We start from the raw sequence: 23,613 nt of genomic DNA on the forward strand, positions 1-23,613 counted from the left end.
CATTAAAGTTTTTTTTGCATTTCGAATGAAATATATCGAGAAAATGTGTTTACGTTGAAATAATACCAATTGAATTAAATATTTGATCATTCAGCGAGAAGTAAAAGGCTTAGAGGCAAGGCATTGATTGCAGTTAATGGTAGTTCCCTTATCAAAATCAATAACGCAGCATATAAGCCTTTTAAACTCGCCCTTGGGAGCTTGTCAGGAAAGTGATAACTTCACAAATTTCTTTGATGGAGAATGACTACAACAGCATCAATTTGCTTTGTTCTAACTTCCCTGACATAGCTCTGAACTGGTCAAATATTTATTTCACTTGGTATAATAGCTATAAAAAAAGGAGCTCGAAAGCTCCTTTTGCATGCGATAAATGTTACGTACGTTTACGTGTAAGTAATAACATAAACGGTAATAAAAGTGCCAACATATGCGGCTCAGGAATTGACTGTACGTTGCCAATCGTTAATGGTGCAGACATTGAACTGACACTATTAAACGCCTCGCCAAAATCGTTCGCTAGAGCGATATTAGTAAAACTTGGCGCTCCACTACCGTCAGCTAAAGCAGTAAACTGCACTGTCGCTAGTGTATAGCTTGGCAAACCATCCTGAAAACTGAATAAGTCAAAACTAAAGCTGACTTCCTCAATAAACAAACTGCCAAAACTATCAATCGCTGTGGTCATACTTTCAAACTCGTCACCACCATTTAACTTATTGCCAAATGTCACCTGATTAAATGCAACCAAAGATTCATCGTAGTTCATGTCCATTGAAAAACTACCGAGTAACTTTTGAAAGCCAAACTCCGTTTCAATGTCAGAAATAACAACACTTGCGTTAACTAAATCGCCTACTACATATTGATCTTTATCGAATTCAAGCGAAATCAACGTCGCATTGGCACTCACAGCAAATACCAAAGAACTCATCAAACTAATTAATTTTTTCATTTTTATTTTCTCTGTTAAACAGCACAACGAGAACGTGTACATTGCGCCATCATAGCGCGGACGTCTGCCGTACTTACCATCCCATCTTTGTTGAAATCAAAACTTATGTCGTATGTTTCGCCTGAACGTAAGCCATTTGAAAACGCACGCACATCATTCATATCAATGTCGCCATCACCGTCAATATCGCCAGCTAAGCTTGTGTCGGTTGCCAACTGCAAATTTATAATGATTGGATCATGATCTGATGCTCTATAGGCATCTGCGCCATAGAAATTTGCTTGGTTGGCTACTGATTTATATTCAAGGTTGTAATCGAATGCTTTTGGTTCGTCAGTATTGATGTGCCAAATAGCCGTATCAACAACCTGACTAGCCAGACTTTCACTTGCTAATGCATGATCGATATAACCTATTTCGCCACCATAAGCGTAGCTATACCCCGTGCTACCAGCATAACGTTTTATCAGATCCTGGAAACCACCGTTGACAAGGGTGATAATAGGATCTTCGCTACCATAGGAATTCAAGTCACCTATAATGAGTACATCGTCGTCGGAGGTTCCAGTTGGTTTGGTTGCTAACCAGCTCATTAGCGCATTAGCAGCATCCACTCGTACTTGATTCCAACAACCTTGGCCATCGCCTGAGTCTTGGTTTCCGCCAGTTGCACTACTACAGCTTCCTTTCGATCGGAAATGGTTCACTGCAATAGTTAGCTGTTCACCTGAAGCAATCTCGCTGAACGTTTGTACCATAGGTGGACGATTACCGTAGTCAAACGGTACGCCTAAAATAGACACAGCGTCACCAACTAGGCTCACTTTGCTTGGCTTGTAGATTAAGCCTGACGCAATTTTGTCGCCTCCTAGCTCATCAGCACCGTATGAAACATAGCGATAAGTGTCAGCCCCCATAACGGCATTTAAACGATTAACTAATTCGGCAGTTGCTGATGAAGCACTATAGCCATCATTTTCTATTTCCATCAAACCCACAATATCGGCATTGATGGCTGAAATAGCACTGACAACTTTGTTACTCTGGCGCTCAAACTCTTCAGCAGAGCTCGCACCACGTGCAGTCGGAAATTCAGGCCCATTAAAGTAGTTAAGTACATTGAAACTTGCTACTTTCAGTGACCCTTCATTCATAGTTGGCACACCTGAACGTTCATTCGAGCGCGTGAATTGGAGTGCCTGTGAAGGCAACACGCGATACTCGCCATAACTATAATCCAATACACCTGCAATGTTTGAGACAGAATCACCTAACCTAAGCGTATTGTTATGACTTAAATCCCCATCTGGGAAAGGCACAACTTCCGGGTTCTTAGTGTTGTTCTTGTCATCAATAAGCAATCTGTTCAAGTCATTACGCGCTTGCAAAGCAACGGCTTGAGCAGACCCAGCAGGGTAAAGATTGGTTGGTTTAACCAATCGACCATTTGATACTGCAAATTGGCCATATTTTGCTAAATCATAGTTATCGGTAACAGTTAACGTTTGCTCAACAGTTACTAGCATACCTTCCAATGACTCAAATGCTGACGCATTTTCAGCTGGTAAAGATAGTGTTGCAGTAGCAACTGTTCCCAACACGCCACAATCAGCAAAGGCTTGTGAAGTTGCTAGTTGAGTACGGTTGTAGAACTCACGAACCTCGCCCAATACACGCACAGTATGACCTACGCTTGGATATTGAGAAATACCGCTATGGTAGACAAATATAGCTTCTGAAGTTGCATCGTTGCCATCTGAATCAGCCACTTCTTCTTGAACAAAGTATCCTTGAAGACTTGGTTCAACACTAGTTACAACACCTTCAACTATTAGCTTGGCGTCTACCATTGGAGATGCATCCGCTTCCCCTTGAATACTGCTAATCAATGTAGCTTCGTCGTTACACTGACCTATTTGAACAGCGGTACCATCGCCAGCATCAACAACATGTTCGCCAAGGTAATCGAACGTATTTGATGGATATGTTGTCCACTGGTCTTCGATGACAAATGCATCGGTACGATTGCTATCTCCAGTAACGACTGAAGATCTACGTACTAAGGTTTTGTTGCTTCCCCAAGAAGCATCACTGCCATAAATACCTACACCATCTATAACAGCATCGCTATAGGCTAACTCTACATAATCATTGCCATTAAAGTTAGCAACGCTTGAGAACACATTAATCTTACTTTTAAGCGGTTCACCAGCACTACTATGTCCAACAACTAACGAAGCACCCGCGGCTAACGAACCAGTTAATGCTTGTACAGATGTCTCAGACGTATTTCCGTTAGAGAATAACTTAACTTGATACCCTGTAAGATCAATGACCGCATTGCTTGCATTAGTGATTTCAACTGCCTTGTTATAGCTGCTGCCTTCAACATATTCAGAAATAATCAGTGCACCATTTTCATTCCCACCAGTATCACCACCGCCGCTATCGCCACCGCCAGTATCGCCACCACCAGTATCGCCACCGCCAGTATCGCCACCGCCAGTGTCACCACCGCCGGAACAGTTTCTCTGATACACTAAGTCTACCCATTCAGGGTGATCAACAAATGGGTTTCTATTCCCCTGAAACTCGTAGGCTCGGTTGTTACGGTTCAGTTCAAACTCATCAACAGGATCTGCTTCATGCCAGGCTAATAAACTACAGAACTTGCCTAACTTAGGCTCGCCTGTTGCCGTTAAGTAATCAACAACTTGTAAATCAGGTGTAGCACCGTCTAAGCCTTCATATCGCGTATCCATATAGAAAATCATTCGTGCGACATCACCTTTAACCGCATCTCTTGGTTCAAAAGAATCTGAATCCACACGGTTTGCCGGCGCTTCTGTTAGCGGTTGATCACTGAAGTCAAAATCTAAATTGCCACGCGATGAATTGACTGAAATGTCTGACGGACGTAAGTGATGAATGTCAGTATAGGCATGTGTTGAGGAACTCGGAAAGCCATGACTTTTTGCCCAAACGTGTTCGCGATTCCAGTTATCTGGATTACCTGACTGAGTACCACTGCCATTAGAGAACTTCGCAATCGAATTACCTTTGTATAACAAAATTACATTGTCACTATTAGCGGGATCTTCATCTGTTTTAGTCAATGCAGTCCATACTTCTGAATAACTCAATTTATTATGGTCTACAGTAATAGCTTGCGTAATTTTTTCTTTAATTACCGCCGATGATTGCGCGGAGTCTATTGCTGAAATTACGTCAGCATAATAGCTAGCATCACTAAAACTAGTGGCATCTTTTATCTTTGATAAATCAGGGCAATTAAAACAAGCATCAGAGATCGTGTCTCCATCGCCGGTATCGCCACCACCAGTATCGCCACCGCCAGTATCGCCGCCAGTAGCTGTAACGATAACATCGTCAAAACGTACGTATTCAGAGCCAGCATTGTTCATCATGCTCACACGAACAATCAAAGAGCTTCCTGTTGGAATATCCACTTCAACGGTAGCAGAAGTAAAGTCATCAATAAGTGTATGACTATCACTTCCTTGAGACTGCCAGTTGAGCACTTTCACAAATGCTCCGCCATCAACAGAATATTCCAGATCGATGAAATCCTGAGCTTCATGCGTTCCATTTTCACTGGCATTAATTGAAACCTTAACACCTGTGTGTCCAGAAATATCAATTGATTCTGATTGCCAAATAGCGACGCCATCAAGGTCACGCCCTTCAAATAGGCCGTTGTTTACCATGAACCAGTCAGAGCTCGCGGTGAGAGACGCACCCGAAACATCGATTGACCATTTGGTTACACCACTCATGTCAACATCATTATATACTGCACCTTTGCCATTCAGCGCCGCTGCATCGAAGTTTTCTTGCCAAACAGTTGTGTTGGCGTTGGCTTGTATTGAAGTAAACAGCCCAAACATACAAGTAGCTATATACTTGTATTTAAATGAGTTATTTAATCCGGAAGCATTGTTTTTATAATTTTTTAAGTTCATTTTATGATCCGTACTGGTAAATAAAACAGCAAGAGATTACTTATTGGATATGTCATTATTATTGCAAGCTTGTTAAGTTCGCCTTACCAACAGACTAAAAAACGAACCATAATAACAAGTTTATATACTTTCCAATACAGCTACTTAAACAAACTTTTGACCATTTCGTCAACTAATTAAATTTCTGTTAAATTCTTGCTTGCAGCTATACAAAAGTACAAAAAAGCGCCAAGTTATTAATTTCTTTTTAGAAAATTAAAATGGTATGTTTGAATATTGATAAATTGCGGTAAGAAAAAAGTTTTTCCTTTGCTATCCAGCCATGAGAAACAACAGGATTGTTACAACATATGCTATGGTTTAGCCAACTATAACCCCCTCATATACGCACTTAGCGACAATTGACCTACGTTTGGATAAAATAAAAACAAAGGTTGAAGGGACAATTAAGCTGTCGATGAACTATCCGCTGCCAAATGACCAAACAAAATATGAAAAAATTATTCTTGGACAAATTAAATTTAACTAAGCAAGCGTTAGCGTCCGTTGTCGACGAGAATAGTACTATACAACTTTGGCACTCACCTCCTTACCTGTGGGTTTCGATTGATGGTGAACAAGTGCAGAGCATCATGAACAAAGATGAGCCCACAAACCCTGTTCTTCCGGTACCTCAATCAATGTTAATATGGTTACTTTGGACGAATTGCCAACAACAGGTACATATTTTAAACCTAGGCATGGGAACAGGAACAATCGAACGTGTCATTAGCACTTGCTCTAATGTAAACGTTACATCGGTTGAAAAATCAAAAGCAGTCATCAAACTTGCGCGACAACACTTCAATTTATCTAAACAGCGAAATATTATTAATCAATGCGCTATTGAATTTGTCGAAGAACATACACAACATCAAATCAACGATAGCAATTTAGATACGCATTACGATGTCATAATGGTTGATTTATTTGAGAAAGAATCAACGCCAGAATCGTTGTTGCACCAAGAGTTCTACAACTTGTCCCAGCTATTATTAACAAATAACGGCACTTTGGTGCTTAACCTGTACCTTGCTAGTGACGCACAACTCCTTTCGATACTTCATCATGTGAGAACATTGTTTAGGTACAAATTAATAATTGATTTCGACGACTATCAAAATATTGTACTGGTACTTTCTCATCAGCGCATTCCCGAACAACACGCGCTCCTCAATACACAATCTCAGTTTACGCAATTGTTTTCGAGTTTTTCACATGCCAGCCAAATACTTAGTCACCTTCATTATATTTGATGCCGTGCTTTATAGGGGTTAACTACGAGATTGGCCTGTAATTAGTGAAGCAAATTTAATGATCAAAAAAGGCGATATCAGTAATAGTTTACTGAAATCGCCTTTTTCTTAATCATATAAAATTTACTGAAACATACTTTTTAAATTGTCAGCAAACTCTACAAACTTTTCTTTAATTGTCTTTTTAATCTTAATATCGACGCCACCAAAAATAATTAACCCTTCTACCGTAATAGTTGGTGCATTCCGATCTGCAATTGATGGTGCTTTATTATCAAGTCCACCGAATATACAAAATGCCTTTGACACCACATTCACATTTTCTGGAATATAAATGTCATCGCCACCAAATAAGCAAAACAGCTTTAGCGTGACATTGGGTGTTGAAAATTCAGCCTCAGAAAAGTCAATCGTAGAGCCACCAAACACACTGATCGATTTAATTTCTTTAGCAACAGTCCATCGGCCTGAACGATTACTGCCACCGAATACGTTTACAAGGTGGTCGCTCTCTGGCACTGGTTCACTTGAATAGTTAATACCAAAGTCTCGCTTTTTGGTATTAACGTATTCTTTGTCTACTTCAATATCGAGATCATCAGCCAAAGCCGCAATTTCTACGTTATCTTTACTTTCCATCGCGACATCTAATCGACGCTCAAAGGCTTCGTAAGATAATTTGCCATGGCTGTAATTCATGATAAGTCGATCTATCACCTCTTCACGAACTACTTCAATCGGTCTATCTTCTGTCGCTACAGGCATATCTAGCTTCCTTATATTATAAAGTAACGATTCTTGTTCAAATTGTTGCAAAAATCAACAACACCTAATTTATCTGATGAATACAGCAAATACCACACCACTTTTTTTATTACTAATTTTCAATAACATACACCAATCACTTAGAGTGCGACTTAATGTCATTGACCAGATGTTAGTGAAAATTGTCACATTTTGGTAACCATTTTAATGCGACGAAAAACGTATAGGTAGCGTATTTGTCACAAATGTCATACACAATGACGCTATACTCATTAAGAAAACTAACGAATGAAGTTTACATATGGCATATCGGCGATTACATTACCCGCCCCTTGGTATTGATGGTTTTTATATGAACAGACCTTTTCAGCTATACATGTTTGCCCTTTTGTCGCTATTTTTTACCTTTGAATCATTGGCAAAAAAACCAATTGTAATCGCGCATAGAGGCGCCAGCGGCTATTTGCCGGATCATACATTACCAGCCAAAGCCATGGCTCATGCCATGGGGGTTGACTATATAGAACAAGACATTGTGATGACAAAAGATGATCACCTAGTTGTTTTGCATGATCTTTATTTAGACAATGTAAGTAATGTACGCCAAGTTTACCCTGATAGATATCGAGAAGATGGCCACTACTATGTAATTGATTTTACGCTAGAAGAACTAAAAGATTTATCTATCAGCTCTCCTTTTACGTTAATAGATGGAAAGAAGCAGGCCAAATATCCAGAGCGATACCCTGTGGGCTTCAGCGCTTTTAAGATCCACACCTTTGAAGACGAGTTAAAGTTTTTGAGGGAGTTAAACCTTAGCTCAGGCAAAAAAATAGGTATTTATCCTGAAATAAAAGCCCCCTGGTTTCATTTGCAACATCAAAAAGACATCAGTAAGGCAGTACTGACTACCTTAAGGGAACATGGTTATCATCACCGACATGCAAAAGTCTATCTTCAAAGCTTTGATCCACATGAATTAAAACGGATCAAACACGAATTATTGCCAGAATTTAATATGGATATTCCACTAGTGCAGCTGATTGCCGAAACCCAGTGGCATGAAACAAAAGAATTGGTTAACGGTGAGTACCACAACCTAGATTACTCATATATGCTAACAAAAGCCGGGCTGGAGGAAATTGCGACATACGCGGATGGCATAGGTCCCTCGTATCCGATGCTCGCTAATTTATCTAGCGCATTCTTATCGAGCAAGCCTATTGTAAAATATGCACATGAGTTGGGTATGGTGGTTCATCCGTACACATTTCGCAAAGATGATTTACCTGCTAACTTCTCAACATTTAATGATTTATTATCATTTTATGTTAAAAAACTAAAGGTAGACGGAGTATTCACAGACTTTCCAGACTTAGCTGTATCTTTCGTTGCTGAGCAATAACGTATTCATCGAACAGTTAATTAGAGAAATTCATCTCCTTGGATGAATTTCTCTCTGTGTATTTAAGGCGTACTATGCTTTAACTCCATACGGTTGTGAAAAAAATCCTTAACAATGAACAAATGGTTAAAAGAACAAATGGTTAAAACTACTTATTGTTAAGTTGGTAGGGCTCTTTTCCCAATTTGTTACGGCCAGCAATGTCTGAAAAAGATTCTTTATCTTCCTCTTTACTTATAGCAATTAAACCAAATAGCCTGACTGAATATAAAGAATCCCACCCATCTGCCGATAAATTAACCATCAGACTTATTTTTTGTTTGTGCAATGGCTGTGTTAATCAACCACATTACCTCTTCTGGGTGGCATTCCGTAAATGCTTCGGCACCAACTCGCGCTAACACAAGCACACCGTCACCTGATAGCAATCGTTACAAAGACACCGTATTTTTGTCTACTCTAGGACAACAAAAGCTGGCCGAAGAAAACCATTCCAATATACCTGAAAAAGATACGCTCGATAGGCTAATTGACACAATCAAAGAAAAGATAAAAAAATTAAAAGCTGAATTAAAGAAGCTCGCTAGCAACAACTCCGAACAGGCTAAATATCAGCGTGCATTGCTACATCAAGAAATCGCAATGCAAAACGTAATGTTGATGGAGTTACTTGGCAAGAAGCTCGGTAGTTTGAATTAACTATTAAGATGAACACGCTCTAGATAATCCTATAGTTGTGAACTACATTTAAATAGATAAATGTGCAAGGGAATGTCGGATGGATCCTTTTTATATGCTCAGACTGATAAGCTCGCTAACTAATTTTTTGCTTATGCTAAAGACTATGCAGATTAAACTGAATAGCACTTGCACATTTGCGATTTTCAAAGAAAGAATCAAGCCAGCTTTTCCCCAAAAACTCCTAATTAATTTACAGGTAAGACTTAACCACGTCATTTATTGTGATAGAGGCCTGATGTCATGAAATCTGTTAAATTTAGTCAAAGCCTAGCGTTTAGGCTGAATGTTTTCATCTTTTCCATGTCAGTCATCATTGTGACCGCCATCGCTTTGATTTTCATGCAAGTGGGCAATAAAAAACTATTAGAACGAGTCAATCATCAACTTGAGTTACAAAGTCAAACACTCTCCGTAGCTTTTCAAGCAAACCCATATGGGATACACGCAGAGCGAATAATAGCATCGTTAACTATGATTCCAGCGCTTAACCGTTTGAGTTTGATTAGAGAGTCAGACCATAAGATCGTCGCGACGAACTATGTCAATGGCATCAATGGTAATGACGTTCTGTCGCCATCACTTCTCAATACAATACAGATAAATAACAAGCGCACCACCGACTCCCCATGGGAAAACACGGTCATTCAGGATGTTTATTATTACTTCTACCCTATTCTTCTTGTTGACACCGAATCAAACAAAAGCCAACGATTTTTGCTCATGTATGAGTACGATCTTACCAATGAACAACAAGCGCTCATCAACGAAATGCTCGACTACCTACTTATTGTCTCTCTTGGATTTGCTGGCTTGCTCATAGCGAATATTTTTAATATTCAAACACAAATCATCAGCCCCCTGAAAAAATTATCTTATGAGATTCAAAGAACTGCGGCAGATCCTGTGCCTGTTGAAGAAACAAACAATGAGCTGGGCATATTATCGAGTGCTTATAACACCTCCATTAATATAAGAAGACAACAAGAACTTCAATTAGCGCAAAGTAGACGACACATTGATAGCATCGCTTTTCAAGTGCCTGTGTTATTAGCTTACATCGACAAAACGTTATCAATTACGTACGCGAATCAAAGGTTTTTAGCTTGGATAAACAAAACAACTGAGGACATTGGAACGTTAGATTTCAAAACAATCATTGATGAGTACACGAACTTTGATTGTTCAAAAGCGGTTGAACAAACACTAAAAGGACAACCACAAAAATTCGACGGTATTTTTCAATTAAATGGGCTACTCAACCGAAATATTCACATCAACTTGATACCTGATATCGACGACAACAATCAAGTTGTTGGCTTTTTTTCATGCATTGATGACTACACCCAATTGGAGAAAAACAAGCAAGAAATAGAACATTATGCGCGTAAATTGGAAGTGAGCAATGTCGTGCTTGAGCAGGCAAAATGCAATGCAGAAAAAGCCGAAAAAATAAAAGCTGACTTTTTAGCGTGTATGAGCCATGAAATTCGCACGCCAATGAATGGTATTATTGGCATGTTAGATATACTCGGTCGCAGCAACCTTAAACAAGAGCAGACCGAGCTGCTTAAGCTAGCAGATGCCAGCGCTCACGACTTGTTATCACTAATTAACGATATCCTTGATTTTTCTAAAATTGAATCTGGCAAACTGACATTAGAATCAATCCCATTCAACATTAAAGATGAAATTTTAAGTACTGTAAAACTGTTGTCAATTCAAAGCGATAAGAAAGGTTTGCAGATAAAGGTACAACCCGACATTTTTAATAATCAAATTGTCATTGGCGATCCTACACGATTCCGTCAAATCTTAGTTAACCTTATAGGAAACGCCATTAAGTTCACTCAAGAAGGTGAAATAATCATTCAACCTTCAATGACCGTAATGCCAAATGACAAAGTGTGTTTTAGCTGTGCAATCGAAGATTCAGGTATAGGTATGACCCCTGAGCAACAGCATAGTTTATTTAAGCCATTCACGCAGGCAGATAGTACGACGACGCGTCAATACGGAGGCACAGGATTGGGCTTGGCAATAGTAAAACAATTATGCCAACAGATGGGCGGAGACATAAATGTTGACTCTAACTTTGGCGAAGGCGCCACATTTACGTTTAGCTTACAACTAACCGTCGCTAAAGAACTCCCCATTGAATCTGAAACGACAGCAGCTATTGAACAGAAAAATGTTATTAAACTTTCGGGTTCACACAAAATTTTACTGGCAGAAGACAATAAAATTAACCAAATAGTCGCCAAGAAAGCATTAGCTGAATTATCTATTGACGTTGAGATAGTTGAAAATGGTCAGTTGGCAATCAATAAGCTAAGTGAATCAGGTGATGAATATGCGTTGGTGTTGATGGATTGTTTAATGCCTGAGTTAGACGGATATGAAGCAACCAAAGCAATTAGAAGAGGTGAAGCAGGCACGCAAAATAAACAAATAACTATTATCGCGATGACAGCAAATGCGATGAAAGGCGACAGAGAAAAATGCCTAGCAGTGGGCATGAATGACTACATAGCGAAACCCGTAAAAATTGAAAACCTGAAGCAATTGCTGGCCAAATGGCTGACGCCAGAACCAGAAGAGAGCGTCACAATGCCATACAAGAACACGCCAAAGACACATATTGACTTAACGTAATAAACTCAATTGGGTCTACTGTGCTGTAATTCGCCTTATCAACGAACTGTGAGTTAAATCTTTATTAAACTGTACAGCACTAATTTGCTAAGTCGTGTGTCGATTTCATCCACCATAGCAAGATAAGGTTCTGCATCAACATTTTGGTATTGTTGTTTAAACTGAGTTTCATTTAAGCCTTCCGGCAACCCAGTTATACTTGGCAGCAACTGTTCGTCTGTCACTACCGTCAATGCTGTTTGCAATTGCTGTGCGCTTATATTCGGCGTTGTGAGGCTCATAGCAAGACGGGTTCCCGCTCTGTCGGCCATTAAATCTGCAAAGCTAAAGCCACTGCCTCCGGGATTAACATCCAGCAATTCTTTGAATTCACCCAACGCGTCACTTGTTTGCAATGAACCAAAGATTTGTAACGCTGCCGAATAGATGAAGTGCTTTTGTAAATCAACACGACCATGTAGTGTAACCTCACGTCGATGACGATTTCTCCGGTAGAATTGTTTTTTACTTAATGACGCAATATCGCCAATCATTAGTTCAAATTTGTCCGAACCAAAATAAACAGAAAGTGCGAGCAATGCTGCTTGATTTTCTCGCGCGACAATAGTCAAAGAGTTATTAGCAGAACGCTCTTTTGCCAACATAAAGACCTGACGAAAATAACTTGCCAAATCTGAAGGCTTTCTATGCTTATCGATATAATTGATCAGATGTTGAAAATAAACACGCACTAGATCAGCTTCGCCAAATATAGCGAGCCTATCCCGTAACGCTCGCCATCTTGACTGTTGTTCATCATTTAATGCACTAAATTTTTCGGGTACATTAACCTTTATGCTGCCTTCGGTTTCACTGAGAGTGACTTTATCTACCGATGCTAATAAATCACTACCAATAGATTGCCCTAATGCTAGATTAAGCCCCCACTCAAGCACTTGGGAAAACACAGCACCGTTGATTCGCCAAATACCGAGTTTCACAAACTCAATGTCTAATTGTTGAGAAGATGGCAACAACACACCGGAAGTATTAATAAAGCGAATAACTCCGGGTAATCCCGTATCATACGTTGCTTCAATAGCTAATCCTTTAGTTGACATAGAGGCATTCATGTCAAGGTTAGGAACTGTTCGGTTTGCTACTGCCACTAGCCCTGCAAGTTCTTGTGCAGAGATAGACACGTACGTCGAATCATTAGGAACAGCGATCGTTTCAAGAAATCGCTTAGCAAATTGCTTGCTAAATTTTGCGGATGCAGCATCAACAGTATGCGTTCGTTGCACTTGAGGCACAGCAGAAAATGCGCCCAATAATACAATAGTGAATGCAATAAAAAACAACAATGTTAGGACGAGTAGGACTCTAATAGACAGCTTCAACTATATGCCTGCAGATAAACTATGCTTTCGAGCCGATTATCTTAGTGATAATTTTTTAAATGTATAGTGAATATTTGTGCAATTCGCGCTATAGCTCACACACATCCCAGTAAACCTTCCGATCAAAAAACTCAGCAATATTACGGTTAAGTGCTTTAAAGGTAGTAATGTGTTTGTCAGTAGGCGCAAAGCACTGCCAAACAAAGTGATGACAATTATAATCAAACAAATGATAGTCCTTTACCTGATAAATCTGTTCTATGGCTCTATCAGCAGCGGCGGCTAGCGCCAAAGGTTGTGCCTTGGAGTCGCAAGCGACAAAGATATTCTTACCTGAACGCTCCTTTGTAAATCTTGCAACAGACACAGGCTTTATGAGCCCATTACCGTCAAGCTCGACAATCGTATCATCGCCAACCCAAATACCTGTGTGATCAAGAACCCCACCGATACCACAACAAATAACAGAGCCATATGCAGGTGCAGCACTTTGCTCAGTTGAAAACAAATCGGAAGGATAAATACCAACTTTCACTGGGTTTTCACGTTCCAGTGTTTGCGGAAACGCAGAATGATTACGTCTTCGCTGTTGTCTTTTTCTATCATCAGCAAGTTCTTTCACAGCAAGTGCAGATAAAGCAGCAGCACCTAGCCAAACTAGTGGTAACGGCATAATTTTCACTCATTTGCGACAGTTAATTTCAAGATGATCGAAATTAATCAAAAATGCTATAAAAAAAGTGCAAGTAACTATTTCAATATGTTGCATTATTGGCAACAATAGACTGCCTACCCATTAACTTTTAACAACGAAGAAGTCATCTATGAAACCTGTAAGAAAATCAAGCAAGCTAGATAATGTCTGTTACGAAATTCGTGGACAAATAGCTGCCGAGGCACGCCGTTTAGAGGATGAAGGACATAAAATCCTAAAACTAAATATCGGCAACCCAGCCCCTTTTGGTTTTGAGGCACCGGATGACATACTAAAAGACGTAATTCATAACCTACCGAGTTCTCAAGGATATAGTGAATCGAAAGGTATTTATTCTGCACGCGTAGCCGTTATGCAGTATTTTCAACAACTAGGCATCTTAGATGTAAGCGTTGAAGACATATTTATCGGCAACGGTGTCAGTGAATTAATTGTTATGGCAATGCAAGGGTTACTTAATGACGGTGATGAAGTACTTATCCCTGCCCCTGACTACCCACTATGGACCGCAGCGGTGTCACTCTCTGGTGGCAAGCCCATACATTACCAATGTGACGACGAAAACCACTGGTATCCAAACGTGCGTGATATGGAAGCTCGCATTACTGAAAATACCAAAGCCATTGTCTTAATTAACCCAAACAATCCAACAGGTGCCGTTTACCCTAAACATGTCTTAGAAGACATATTGTCACTTGCCAGAAAACACGGCCTCATTGTGTTTAGCGATGAAATATATGACAAAATTCTATACGATGACGCAAAGCATATCCCAACAGCAAGCCTGGCAAACGATGTCCTTGTAATCACGATGGGTGGCTTATCAAAAAACTATCGAATTGCCGGATTTAGAGCTGGCTGGATGGTGATTACTGGGCCTAAATTACACGCAGAAGATTTTCTCGAAGGGCTTAATATTCTCGCTTCTATGCGTTTATGCGCAAACGTTCCTTGTCAACATGCCATTCAAACTGCGCTTGGTGGTTATCAAAGCATTAATGAACTTATTCAGGGTGATGGCAGGTTGCTCAAACAACGCAATTTGGCACACGAAATGATTAACGCGATTGATGGCTTATCTTGTCATCCAGCGATGGGCGCACTCTACCTTTTTGTCAAAGTCGACATGGATAAATTTAACATTACCGATGATGAAAAGATGGTATTAGACCTTCTGAAACAAGAAAAAATACTACTGGTACATGGCAGAGCATTTAATATTAGCTCGCCTAACTATTTCAGGCTGGTATTTTTGCCACATGTAGATGAATTGAAACCTGCACTTGAGCGATTGGCTAATTTCTTTAGTACCTACTCACAATAAGCCAAATCGTATAATTTAGGCCATTGTTTGAAAACCAACACAATGGCCATTTGATTAAAAATATTTGACGAAACACCTCAATCAAATAAATACACACAACGTAAACAAGTAGTCTTAAACACATAACTAACTGGAGGCTATATGCCACGAAAAAGCACTTTTCTTGCGTGGATTCTACGTATGCCATTGATTAAACGCTGGGCATTGATGCACTCAGTAAAATCAGAAAACATTGCGGAACATTCACATCAAGTGGCGGTTATTTCACACCTACTGGCAGTCATTAAGAATAAATATTTTGACGGCAATTTAAGCCCAGAAAAGGCTGCAACCATAGCGCTTTATCACGAGGTGTCTGAAACTAAACTTCAAGATATTAACCATGTGACTAAATATCATAACCCTACACTTACTCAAGAGTTCAAAAAGCTAGAAGAAATCGCTGAAAAAGAATGCCTGCAGAGCCTGCCGGAAGATCTCAGGGATGAATTTAATCATTTGATTGTTCAGTCTCATGTCGATGCAGAATACAAAAGTATCGTCAAGGCTGCAGATCTTATCTCAGCCTATTTAAAAGCCTGCGACGAAGTATCATTCGGCAATCGTGAATTTGAACATGTAAAGTCGAGACTTGATGAAATGCTGTCAACTTATAAAGCTAACATGCCAGAAGTTGTTTATTTTCTGGATACATTTCAGGAAAACTGTTTTGTCACTGTAGACAAATTATCGAGGCAAGATAGGTAACTCTGATTTAAATTAGTCTTTTGTTTAACCATTACAAGTGATACCGTACGCTGATACGAATGACAGGATTTCAGGGAGATACATCATGAAGTTATTCCTTTGTTTATTATTTACTTGCATCGCATTATTTGCGTTTTCAAAAGGCGCGCTTGGTTTGGCTATTTTCTTTGCCATTATTGCTGTGCTTAGTATTTTTGCCAGAAAGCGTGAACGAAAATCTTCGGCCGCTAGCGGAGGTTTTTTTGCTGGTGGCGACGGTGGCGGCAGTGACAGTTGTGGTGGCGGTGATGGCGGCGGGTGCTAAGCCAGCCCCATATCGTTGACCTAAAGGGAGCCATTAATGTTTGAGTCGATTGCCGCATTATTACTGGTTACAATAGGGTTAATCCACTCTATTTTAGGTGAAAAATACTTAATTTCTCGACTGCTTCGCCGTGAAAATTTGCCCAAGTTACTGGAAAGCGATGTTTTTACTAAGCAGCTAATCCGCTTCGCTTGGCACTTAACGAGTATAGCTTGGTGGGCAATCGCTGCTATTTTGTGGGTAATTGCTATGAACAGTACGGCTTCTCACACGATAATTTTAAATATTGTAGCCATCACGTTTGGTATAAGTGGGTTAGTTGCTCTGCTTGCATCGAAAGGAAAACATCTATCTTGGATAGTATTTTTCGCCATCGGACTGTGTTGCTTGTGTGCCAATTACCTTTAATACATGCTTCCTACCACGGCTAAATGAGCTTGCTGAAGTTTTTGCACGATAGGTAAAGGTGTTTGCTTACTCAGCGCCATACAAAGTGGCCAATCATGTCCCACGTCAATTTGTAAGAAGCGATTTAGGCGTGTCTTTTCCTGTCCATACCGCTTTAATCTTATCCGCATTTCCTGCCAAGTCCCGACAACAAAGTCCACCCGCCCCGAAAGAAGTTTCTTCATATTAATATTGTTGTTCGCAGACATGTCTAAATGCTCATTTTCCCTGAAGCCATGCTTGGTAAGAAAACTCACAGGATAATCATTTCTACTGACGCCAATTTTATATGCTTTGAGATCTTCCAATGTTTGAATATTCAAATCTTTTCTAGATGCAAGTGCGAAAGCATGCAATTGAATAGATGGCGCAACTGGACAAATCCAATGAAAGTCATTGTTGCGCTCTAGTGTTCGATAAATCGTGTAAATTAATACATTGGGTTGCGCTAATGCCATCTCATAGGCACGTACCCAAGGGAGAAGTTGTATATCATAATCAACGCCTGCATGGTTAAGAATTTTGACGACCTTTTCCGTTACATTTCCGGCAATTTCCCCATCACTGTTCAGGTAGTTTAACGGTGGCCAATCCTCAGTAACAACAGTAATGTGTATCTGACGGCCAGCGGTTAACCCATTGCTTACATTGGCGACTACTTCAAAAAGCGCACATTGCAAAACGATAAAAACCACACTTTGCATTAGGCACTTCTTGAAATTGATGTTCATTCGTTGTCAGGCCAGGTATCTCTGATCGCCACAAATTCATGATAGTGCTCTAAAAACACATCAACGATTTTTGGCTCAAACTTTTTGCCGCGCTCAGATAACAAGTAAGCTTTGATGTCTTCATCATTCCATTTGCCCTTATAGCAGAGCTTGGCGCCTAGGGCGTCAAATACATCAGCAATGGCCATTATCCGAGCCTCGACCGGAATATCTTCACCGCTTAACCCATCCGGATACCCCGCTCCATTCCAGTGTTCATGATGATGATGTGCTAATCTTGCTCCTACTCTTGATACACGTGCTTTAGATTGTGATAACAAATCACTTCCCAGTTCTGCATGTGTTTGCATGACTTTCCATTCATTTTCATCTAACTTGCCAGGTTTTTGCAGAATATGCTCTGGAATAGCCACTTTCCCTAAGTCATGAAGCGGTGCTGCCATGCGAATCGCTCGAACAAACTCATTATCAAGCCCTAGCTTTTCAGCAATTTTCTCGCAAATTAATGCTACCCTATGAACGTGGGCTCCCGAGTCTTTTGTCCTCGCTTCTATCGCCTCACCTACAATATAAAGTAACTCTTTTTGCGTGCGTTCTATTTCTAGCTGCTTAGTAAGACTTTCCAAAATCAACGCTACATTGGTAGCATATAGTTCAATTAAATTAGCACGAAAATGTTCAGCATCATCTTCAAATTCAATGTATAACACTGAGCTGGAATTAGGTGACGTTTCATAATAGCCAACAAAGCATTCGTCATTGCTAAAATGAGACTTTTCATCGAATGCTTTTTGAATCATTGCCTTAACCGAACTATCAATATTTGAATTCTCTAGACTATCAGATTCACTCACATACTTGCCTGTGCAGGCAATGATGAGGTTTGAGCTTTTTTGATCAAAATCGAGCTGACTTCGCGCAATATATAATGCCGAGCTTTCCACATCCATGAGTGTCAGCAAATGATTAAGTGCTGCTGAACCAAATGGTTTAAACTGACTGATTTGCAATAAATCATGAGTAGCAACAATGAGTTGCTTAAAGGCATCGAGACTTCTCTGAATGGTCATGATATCGCGATACGCCCTGATGCTAGCATAGACAGTAGTCGTCATTTTTCCTGCAGTAAAATCCGTTTTCTCTTTGTAGTCATTGATATCAAACTCTCTAATGACTTTAGCTTCTGGCGCAGTACCCGCCTGTCCTGTTCTTAGCACTAAGCGAATCGCCTGATTACATTTTTCCTTTCTAATCCATTCAACTAACTCTAACCCGGCGTGATCTGTTTCCATTACTACATCAACAAATGCCATGCAAAATGAGTCATCGTCAGCCAATATCTCCTGCGCTTCTTTCGAAGAATACGCCGAAATCAACTCCAACTTTCGCCCTTCAATAATTGAGTCAGCCAATACAAGCCGCGTAATTTGGTGAACAGAATCGTCATCATCGACAACTAAAATACGCCAAACTTTATCTGAGCAAACCTTTGAATTGTTTGATTGGCCTTCATCCGGCTCATCTTTAAATACAAATGTAGACATTTGCTGCAATACTCCTTAGCAATAGACTTAGTTTCAGTTTAACGCAATTTATCAATTATGCGCATGAAACACCTAAAACCTGATGCAAATTAAGCAATTAAAACTGATTAATCACTTCATCTGCAATGGCTTTTATTGTTGATTCCATCGCTTGTTTATCTGACGATGATAATCGCTTCGTTGCCCAACCGTGCCATGCTGGTTGGCGACTTTTCACGTCATAAACATCAACTGCCAACTTGCCTTCGGTATAGTTTCTTACATGTGTTTCTGTGGCCATGCCGTAGCTGCCATAGTAGTGTCGTCCCCAGCCAAATGAACCACGATAACTCACAGGGAAGCTATCAATTTTTACCTTATCCCGACTACCAACAGTATACGAAATCACAAAGTCAGCCTGCTCAGCACTGTCAACTAACTGGTATCCTTTTGTGATAAAAGCTTGCTCAATCGCATCATCAACTCGTAGCTTCATTACAGGGTTAATATCGCCAGAATCGGCTAATATCTTGTCAGAAATTAACCACGCAAACGTTTTGTAATTTGATGTATCGACACTGTCATTACGGTCGAAATTGGCTTTAATAGGCGAAACAGTCGTACAGGCTGCCACCAGCATTACTACTGCACCTATGATTAAACTATTCAATTTTTTCATATAGGTCATCCTTAATTTTCTACAAACTTACACTAAGCATACACTACCAACGTTCAATGTGGGTTTCTGTAAAATGTTGTAACACTCTATATTTAGACAATATCGGTCCATTCCTTTATTCCCAAGTCAAGCACCGATAATACAAATCGTTATAATGGAAACAAGGTTATTTGTAATTTAAGGTTGACAGTGTCTACTAAAACTCTTAAAACTATATGCATCAAACTCACGCACTCCAAAAGAGTAATTATGGCGTGAAAATGCGAAAGCATCGATAGAATCAATTTTTATAAGAAGATTTAATCTTTATTTAGAAGAAAAGAATTTACACATGAACTTAACTACTGTCCTCAATGTCATTCTCTCAGTCGTCGTGGTGCTTAAACCAAGGCAAGGGTGATGTTGCGCGTAAACAGCAGTAATAGTAAATAACAACAAACCCTCGCTCTGTATAGACCGGGGGTTTTTTAATGCTAAATTTTATTTGAGTCAACAAAGGGCAAGCTCATGACAGCACAGCAATATAACGGTGCAGAAATGGTAGTGAAAGCACTATCAGCACTAGATGTAAAATACATCTTCGGTTATCCAGGAGGATCCGTTCTTGATATCTACGATGCAATTTTTCAACAAGACGAAGTCGAACATATACTAGTAAGACACGAACAAGCTGCAACCCATATGGCAGATGGCTATACGCGAGCCACTGGCGAGGTTGGTGTTGTCCTAGCTACTTCGGGACCAGGAGCAACTAACTGCATTACAGGTATTGCAACTGCCTACATGGATTCAATACCTATGGTGGTACTTGCAGGACAAGTAGCAACGAGTCTTATTGGTGACGACGCATTCCAAGAAACGGATATCGTTGGCTGTTCGCGTCCAATCGTGAAGCACAGCTTTAATTGTCGTAACTTGGAAGATATTCCAAATGTTATTGCAAAAGCGTTTTATATCGCAAAAACGGGACGCCCTGGCCCAGTTGTTGTTGAGCTACCTAAAGACATGCTGATCCCGCAGAATAAAGGTAAGTTTCACATAGAAACAGACGTAAAAATGCGCTCCTACAACCCAACAGTTAAGGGACACCACAAGCAAATCCGTAAGGCGGTTAAAACGATCAAAAACGCTGAACGATTAGTGGTTTATTCTGGTGGTGGTATCGTGTTAGCTGATGCTTCACACTTATTAACTGAACTTGTTGAGCGCTTGAATGCACCGTGTACCAACACATTAATGGGTCTAGGTGGTTTATCTGGCACGCATGATAACTTCATTGGTATGTTAGGCATGCATGGTAGCCTTGAAGCAAATAAAGCGATGGCCAATGCAGATGTCATTTTAGCTTTGGGTGCTCGTTTTGACGATCGCGTGACCAACAATGTGAAGAAATTTTGCCCTGACGCTACCATCATTCACGTTGATATCGACCCTACGTCAATCTCGAAAACCATCAATGCCCACGTACCTGTAGTAGGTTTGATCGATATTGTCATTCAACAGCTTATCGACGAATTGGATAATATTGAGTTTGCGATCGACAAAGACAAAAATGACGCATGGTGGTCACAAATCAATCAGTGGCGAGCTGAAAATAGTGTGAGTTACGTACAAGATGATGGCAAAATCAAGCCACAACGCGTCATCGAAGCAATGTATGAAATCACTAACGGTGAGGCCTATGTATGTTCAGACGTTGGTCAGCATCAAATGTTTGCCGCTCAATACTATCCTTTTGCGAAACCTCGCCAATGGATTAACTCTGGTGGCTTAGGCACTATGGGCTTTGGCTTACCTGCGGCCATGGGTGTTAAATTGGCATTTCCAGACAGCCATGTCATTTGCGTTACCGGTGATGGTTCAATTCAAATGAACATCCAAGAGTTGTCGACCTGTTTACAATACAATTTGCCCGTTGTAATCGTTTCATTAAACAACCGCTCTTTGGGTATGGTAAGGCAGTGGCAAGACATGATTTATGGCGGCCGTCACTCTTCATCATATATGGAGTCTTTGCCTGATTTTACCAAACTAGCAGAAGCTTATGGCCATGTTGGAATTAGGATTGACCATTTAGAAGAATTAGACAGCAAACTTAAAGAAGCGTTTTCTATTAAGAACCGCCTAGTGTTTGTAGATGTTTTAGTTGATGAGAAAGAACACGTGTATCCCATGCAGATTCGTCATGGTGCCGTAGATGATATGTGGATCAGAAAAGGAGAAAAAGCATAATGCGTCGGATACTAGCCATTTTACTTGAAAATGAACCGGGTTCTTTATCGCGAATCGTGGGGCTTTTTTCACAGCGTGCATTTAACATTGAAAGTTTAACGGTTGCGCCTACTGAAGATCAAAGTCTTTCGCGTATCACCATTGCCACGAACGGTGATGACCGTGTGCTTGAGCAAATTGTGAAACAGGTAAACAAATTAATTGATGTTATCAAGATTACGGATCTTACTGAACGACAGCACCTTGAACGTGAATTATTGCTAATCAAAGTGCTAGCGATGAATGATAAATCTCGCACCGAAGTTAAGCGCATCACTGATATCTTCAGAGGTGCCATCGTCGACATTGGCAAGCAGGTTTACACCATCCAGTTAACAGGCGATGCTGATAAACTCAATGCGTTTATTGAGACGCTGGCGAATGAAACAGAAATTATTGAATCAGTTCGTTCCGGCTGTGTTGGCATAGCGCGTGGCGAAAAGGCACTTCGAGCATAATAAAATATCACGCCAAGCATCTTGCTTGGCGTGATACTAAATTCACACCGAAAAGTCAGAAATACCTTATGCAAGTTGTGATTATCAAGGCCGACAAAGAAGATAAGAAAGCGATCAAGCGATTTTATAAACATCAACATTATTCAGCGAGTTTTATGGGGCTTGATACCGCGTATATAGCGAAACAACAAGAAGAGATTGTTGGCGCGGTAATCGTCTCTAGAATTGTCGAGGACAATCAACAACCCTTGTTACACGGATTAGTGGTAGACCGCCAATATCAAAGACTGGGTATTGCACAGTTATTGCTTAATCAGTGTCAGGCTAATTTTAACGAGATAAGGTGCTTTGCAAGCCCTAGGCTGGCCGAGTTTTATCATAAAGTAAAATTTGTTCAAGGCGGTGAAACCGATTTATCACCAACGCTTGCGCTTCGATATCAACAATATAGTTGCAAACAGGCGCTATGGATATTCGCTCCTAGATGATTGCATTAAGAAGAATACCTCGGCGAATCGGTGCTACCGACTGATGTTAATTGTATAATTAGTTCTTTCACTAGTTTAGGTACTACCTGTGTGGCTGTCCCTTTATGCAATGTCAAATCACCGGCAATTGCTAATTCATCGTTTACCGTTGGATCTGGATCAACATAGTGTATTTGGCATTGTTTCGAAGCAAAAGAAATTAATCCTGCCGCTGGATATACTTGCATTGACGTGCCAATAATGATGGCAATGTCTGCATCTATTATTTGGGCGATAGCTTGGTCTAACATAGGTACTTCTTCACCAAACCAAACGATGTTAGGCCTTAGCTGACTACCAAGCTCACAAGTATCCCCTAGTGCAATGTCTCCTTCAATGCTATACACCAACTCTTCATTTTTTGTACTGCGGGCACTCAATAGTTCACCATGCAAATGTATAACATCGCGACTCCCTGCTCGTTCATGCAGATCATCCACGTTTTGCGTTACAATAGACATATGAGAAAATTGAGCAAGCTCTACCAGTGCATAATGTGCTTGATTGGGTTCAACACGAAGTAGTTGGCGACGGCGATCATTGTAAAAATCTAGCACTAAGTCTGGATTCAACTGCCACGCGCGTGGTGATGCGACGTCTGATACTTTATGTCCCTGCCACAACCCTTCAGCATCACGAAACGTGCTTAAACCACTTTCAGCACTAATCCCTGCCCCAGTCAACACTACAATCCTTTTTTCCATGTACTTGA

The 23,613-nt window shown here is 40.3% G+C and carries 20 protein-coding genes; 11 read left to right on the forward strand and 9 right to left on the reverse strand.

The genetic code is table 11. The features are described from left to right. Window positions 1-376 precede the first annotated feature (376 nt). Both ACSLUK_RS17190 and ACSLUK_RS17195 read right to left on the reverse strand, forming a co-directional pair. Window positions 377-955, reverse strand: a complete 579-nt coding sequence (locus ACSLUK_RS17190; protein ID WP_448550023.1) for a hypothetical protein — start codon at window positions 953-955, stop codon at window positions 377-379. A gap of 14 nt (window positions 956-969) precedes the next feature. Continuing rightward, a complete protein-coding gene (locus ACSLUK_RS17195; RefSeq protein ID WP_448550024.1) occupies window positions 970-4,938 on the reverse strand; it encodes an ExeM/NucH family extracellular endonuclease in 3,969 nt (1,322 codons plus the stop codon). A gap of 491 nt (window positions 4,939-5,429) precedes the next feature. On the opposite strand from ACSLUK_RS17195, the gene ACSLUK_RS17200 reads away from it, so the two are divergent. After that, window positions 5,430-6,233 carry a spermidine synthase gene (locus ACSLUK_RS17200; protein ID WP_448550025.1) on the forward strand — a complete coding sequence of 268 codons (804 nt, stop codon included), beginning with the start codon at window positions 5,430-5,432 and terminating at the stop codon, window positions 6,231-6,233. A gap of 123 nt (window positions 6,234-6,356) precedes the next feature. Here ACSLUK_RS17200 and ACSLUK_RS17205 read toward each other — a convergent pair whose 3' ends face one another. After that, the gene (locus ACSLUK_RS17205; protein ID WP_448550026.1) at window positions 6,357-6,998 is read right to left on the reverse strand and encodes a DUF1707 and DUF2154 domain-containing protein; all 642 of its coding nucleotides are present in this window, start codon (window positions 6,996-6,998) and stop codon (window positions 6,357-6,359) included. A gap of 352 nt (window positions 6,999-7,350) precedes the next feature. Between ACSLUK_RS17205 and glpQ the strand changes: the two genes are divergently transcribed. From glpQ to ACSLUK_RS17220, 3 genes are all read left to right on the forward strand, one after another. Beyond that, window positions 7,351-8,403, forward strand: coding sequence for a glycerophosphodiester phosphodiesterase (gene glpQ, locus ACSLUK_RS17210; RefSeq protein ID WP_448550027.1), 1,053 nt, complete (start codon window positions 7,351-7,353; stop codon window positions 8,401-8,403). 327 nt (window positions 8,404-8,730) lie between these two features. Beyond that, window positions 8,731-9,102, forward strand: a complete 372-nt coding sequence (locus tag ACSLUK_RS17215) for a hypothetical protein (protein ID WP_448550028.1) — start codon at window positions 8,731-8,733, stop codon at window positions 9,100-9,102. A 282-nt stretch (window positions 9,103-9,384) separates the two neighbouring features. Continuing rightward, window positions 9,385-11,796 carry an ATP-binding protein gene (locus tag ACSLUK_RS17220; protein WP_448550029.1) on the forward strand — a complete coding sequence of 804 codons (2,412 nt, stop codon included), beginning with the start codon at window positions 9,385-9,387 and terminating at the stop codon, window positions 11,794-11,796. Between the two features lie 53 nt (window positions 11,797-11,849). Here ACSLUK_RS17220 and ACSLUK_RS17225 read toward each other — a convergent pair whose 3' ends face one another. After that, window positions 11,850-13,175 carry a hypothetical protein gene (locus ACSLUK_RS17225; protein ID WP_448550030.1) on the reverse strand — a complete coding sequence of 442 codons (1,326 nt, stop codon included), beginning with the start codon at window positions 13,173-13,175 and terminating at the stop codon, window positions 11,850-11,852. Between the two features lie 88 nt (window positions 13,176-13,263). Then, window positions 13,264-13,848: a hypothetical protein gene (locus tag ACSLUK_RS17230; RefSeq protein WP_448550031.1), complete on the reverse strand. Its 585-nt coding sequence runs from the start codon at window positions 13,846-13,848 to the stop codon at window positions 13,264-13,266. Between the two features lie 151 nt (window positions 13,849-13,999). Here ACSLUK_RS17230 and ACSLUK_RS17235 point away from each other — a divergent pair, with 151 nt between their 5' ends. The 4 genes from ACSLUK_RS17235 (at window position 14,000) to ACSLUK_RS17250 (ending at window position 16,673) form a co-directional block, all read left to right on the forward strand. Continuing rightward, window positions 14,000-15,214 (forward strand): pyridoxal phosphate-dependent aminotransferase, encoded by a 1,215-nt coding sequence (locus ACSLUK_RS17235; RefSeq protein WP_448550032.1) that lies wholly within the window; start codon window positions 14,000-14,002, stop codon window positions 15,212-15,214. A 141-nt stretch (window positions 15,215-15,355) separates the two neighbouring features. Continuing rightward, window positions 15,356-15,961: a 5'-deoxynucleotidase gene (yfbR, locus tag ACSLUK_RS17240; protein WP_448550033.1), complete on the forward strand. Its 606-nt coding sequence runs from the start codon at window positions 15,356-15,358 to the stop codon at window positions 15,959-15,961. 85 nt (window positions 15,962-16,046) lie between these two features. Further along, on the forward strand, window positions 16,047-16,265 hold the full coding sequence (locus ACSLUK_RS17245; RefSeq protein WP_448550034.1) for a hypothetical protein: 219 nt from the start codon (window positions 16,047-16,049) through the stop codon (window positions 16,263-16,265). Window positions 16,266-16,301: 36 nt separating this feature from the next. Further along, a complete protein-coding gene (locus ACSLUK_RS17250) occupies window positions 16,302-16,673 on the forward strand; it encodes a hypothetical protein (protein ID WP_448550035.1) in 372 nt (123 codons plus the stop codon). On the opposite strand, the gene ACSLUK_RS17255 is transcribed toward ACSLUK_RS17250, so the two are convergent. From ACSLUK_RS17255 to ACSLUK_RS17265, 3 genes are all read right to left on the reverse strand, one after another. Further along, entirely contained in the window at window positions 16,670-17,416 is a 747-nt protein-coding gene (locus ACSLUK_RS17255; RefSeq protein WP_448550036.1) for a substrate-binding periplasmic protein, read from the reverse strand. The genes ACSLUK_RS17250 and ACSLUK_RS17255 overlap by 4 nt on opposite strands. A gap of 23 nt (window positions 17,417-17,439) precedes the next feature. Further along, the gene (locus ACSLUK_RS17260; RefSeq protein ID WP_448550037.1) at window positions 17,440-18,987 is read right to left on the reverse strand and encodes an HD domain-containing phosphohydrolase; all 1,548 of its coding nucleotides are present in this window, start codon (window positions 18,985-18,987) and stop codon (window positions 17,440-17,442) included. Window positions 18,988-19,084: 97 nt separating this feature from the next. Next, the gene (locus tag ACSLUK_RS17265; RefSeq protein WP_448550038.1) at window positions 19,085-19,645 is read right to left on the reverse strand and encodes a DUF4136 domain-containing protein; all 561 of its coding nucleotides are present in this window, start codon (window positions 19,643-19,645) and stop codon (window positions 19,085-19,087) included. 507 nt (window positions 19,646-20,152) lie between these two features. Between ACSLUK_RS17265 and ACSLUK_RS17270 the strand changes: the two genes are divergently transcribed. The 3 genes from ACSLUK_RS17270 (at window position 20,153) to ACSLUK_RS17280 (ending at window position 22,862) form a co-directional block, all read left to right on the forward strand. Beyond that, entirely contained in the window at window positions 20,153-21,877 is a 1,725-nt protein-coding gene (locus ACSLUK_RS17270; RefSeq protein WP_448550039.1) for an acetolactate synthase 3 large subunit, read from the forward strand. Further along, on the forward strand, window positions 21,877-22,374 hold the full coding sequence (ilvN, locus tag ACSLUK_RS17275; RefSeq protein WP_448550040.1) for an acetolactate synthase small subunit: 498 nt from the start codon (window positions 21,877-21,879) through the stop codon (window positions 22,372-22,374). The genes ACSLUK_RS17270 and ilvN overlap by 1 nt, the downstream gene beginning before the upstream one ends. Before the next feature lie 68 nt (window positions 22,375-22,442). Further along, the gene (locus tag ACSLUK_RS17280; protein ID WP_448550041.1) at window positions 22,443-22,862 is read left to right on the forward strand and encodes a GNAT family N-acetyltransferase; all 420 of its coding nucleotides are present in this window, start codon (window positions 22,443-22,445) and stop codon (window positions 22,860-22,862) included. 5 nt (window positions 22,863-22,867) lie between these two features. Here ACSLUK_RS17280 and ACSLUK_RS17285 read toward each other — a convergent pair whose 3' ends face one another. Next, complete coding sequence (locus ACSLUK_RS17285) at window positions 22,868-23,605, reverse strand: Sir2 family NAD-dependent protein deacetylase (protein WP_448550042.1); 738 nt, start codon at window positions 23,603-23,605, stop codon at window positions 22,868-22,870. Window positions 23,606-23,613: the final 8 nt, after the last annotated feature.

It is taken from the genome of Thalassotalea fusca (assembly GCF_053485835.1).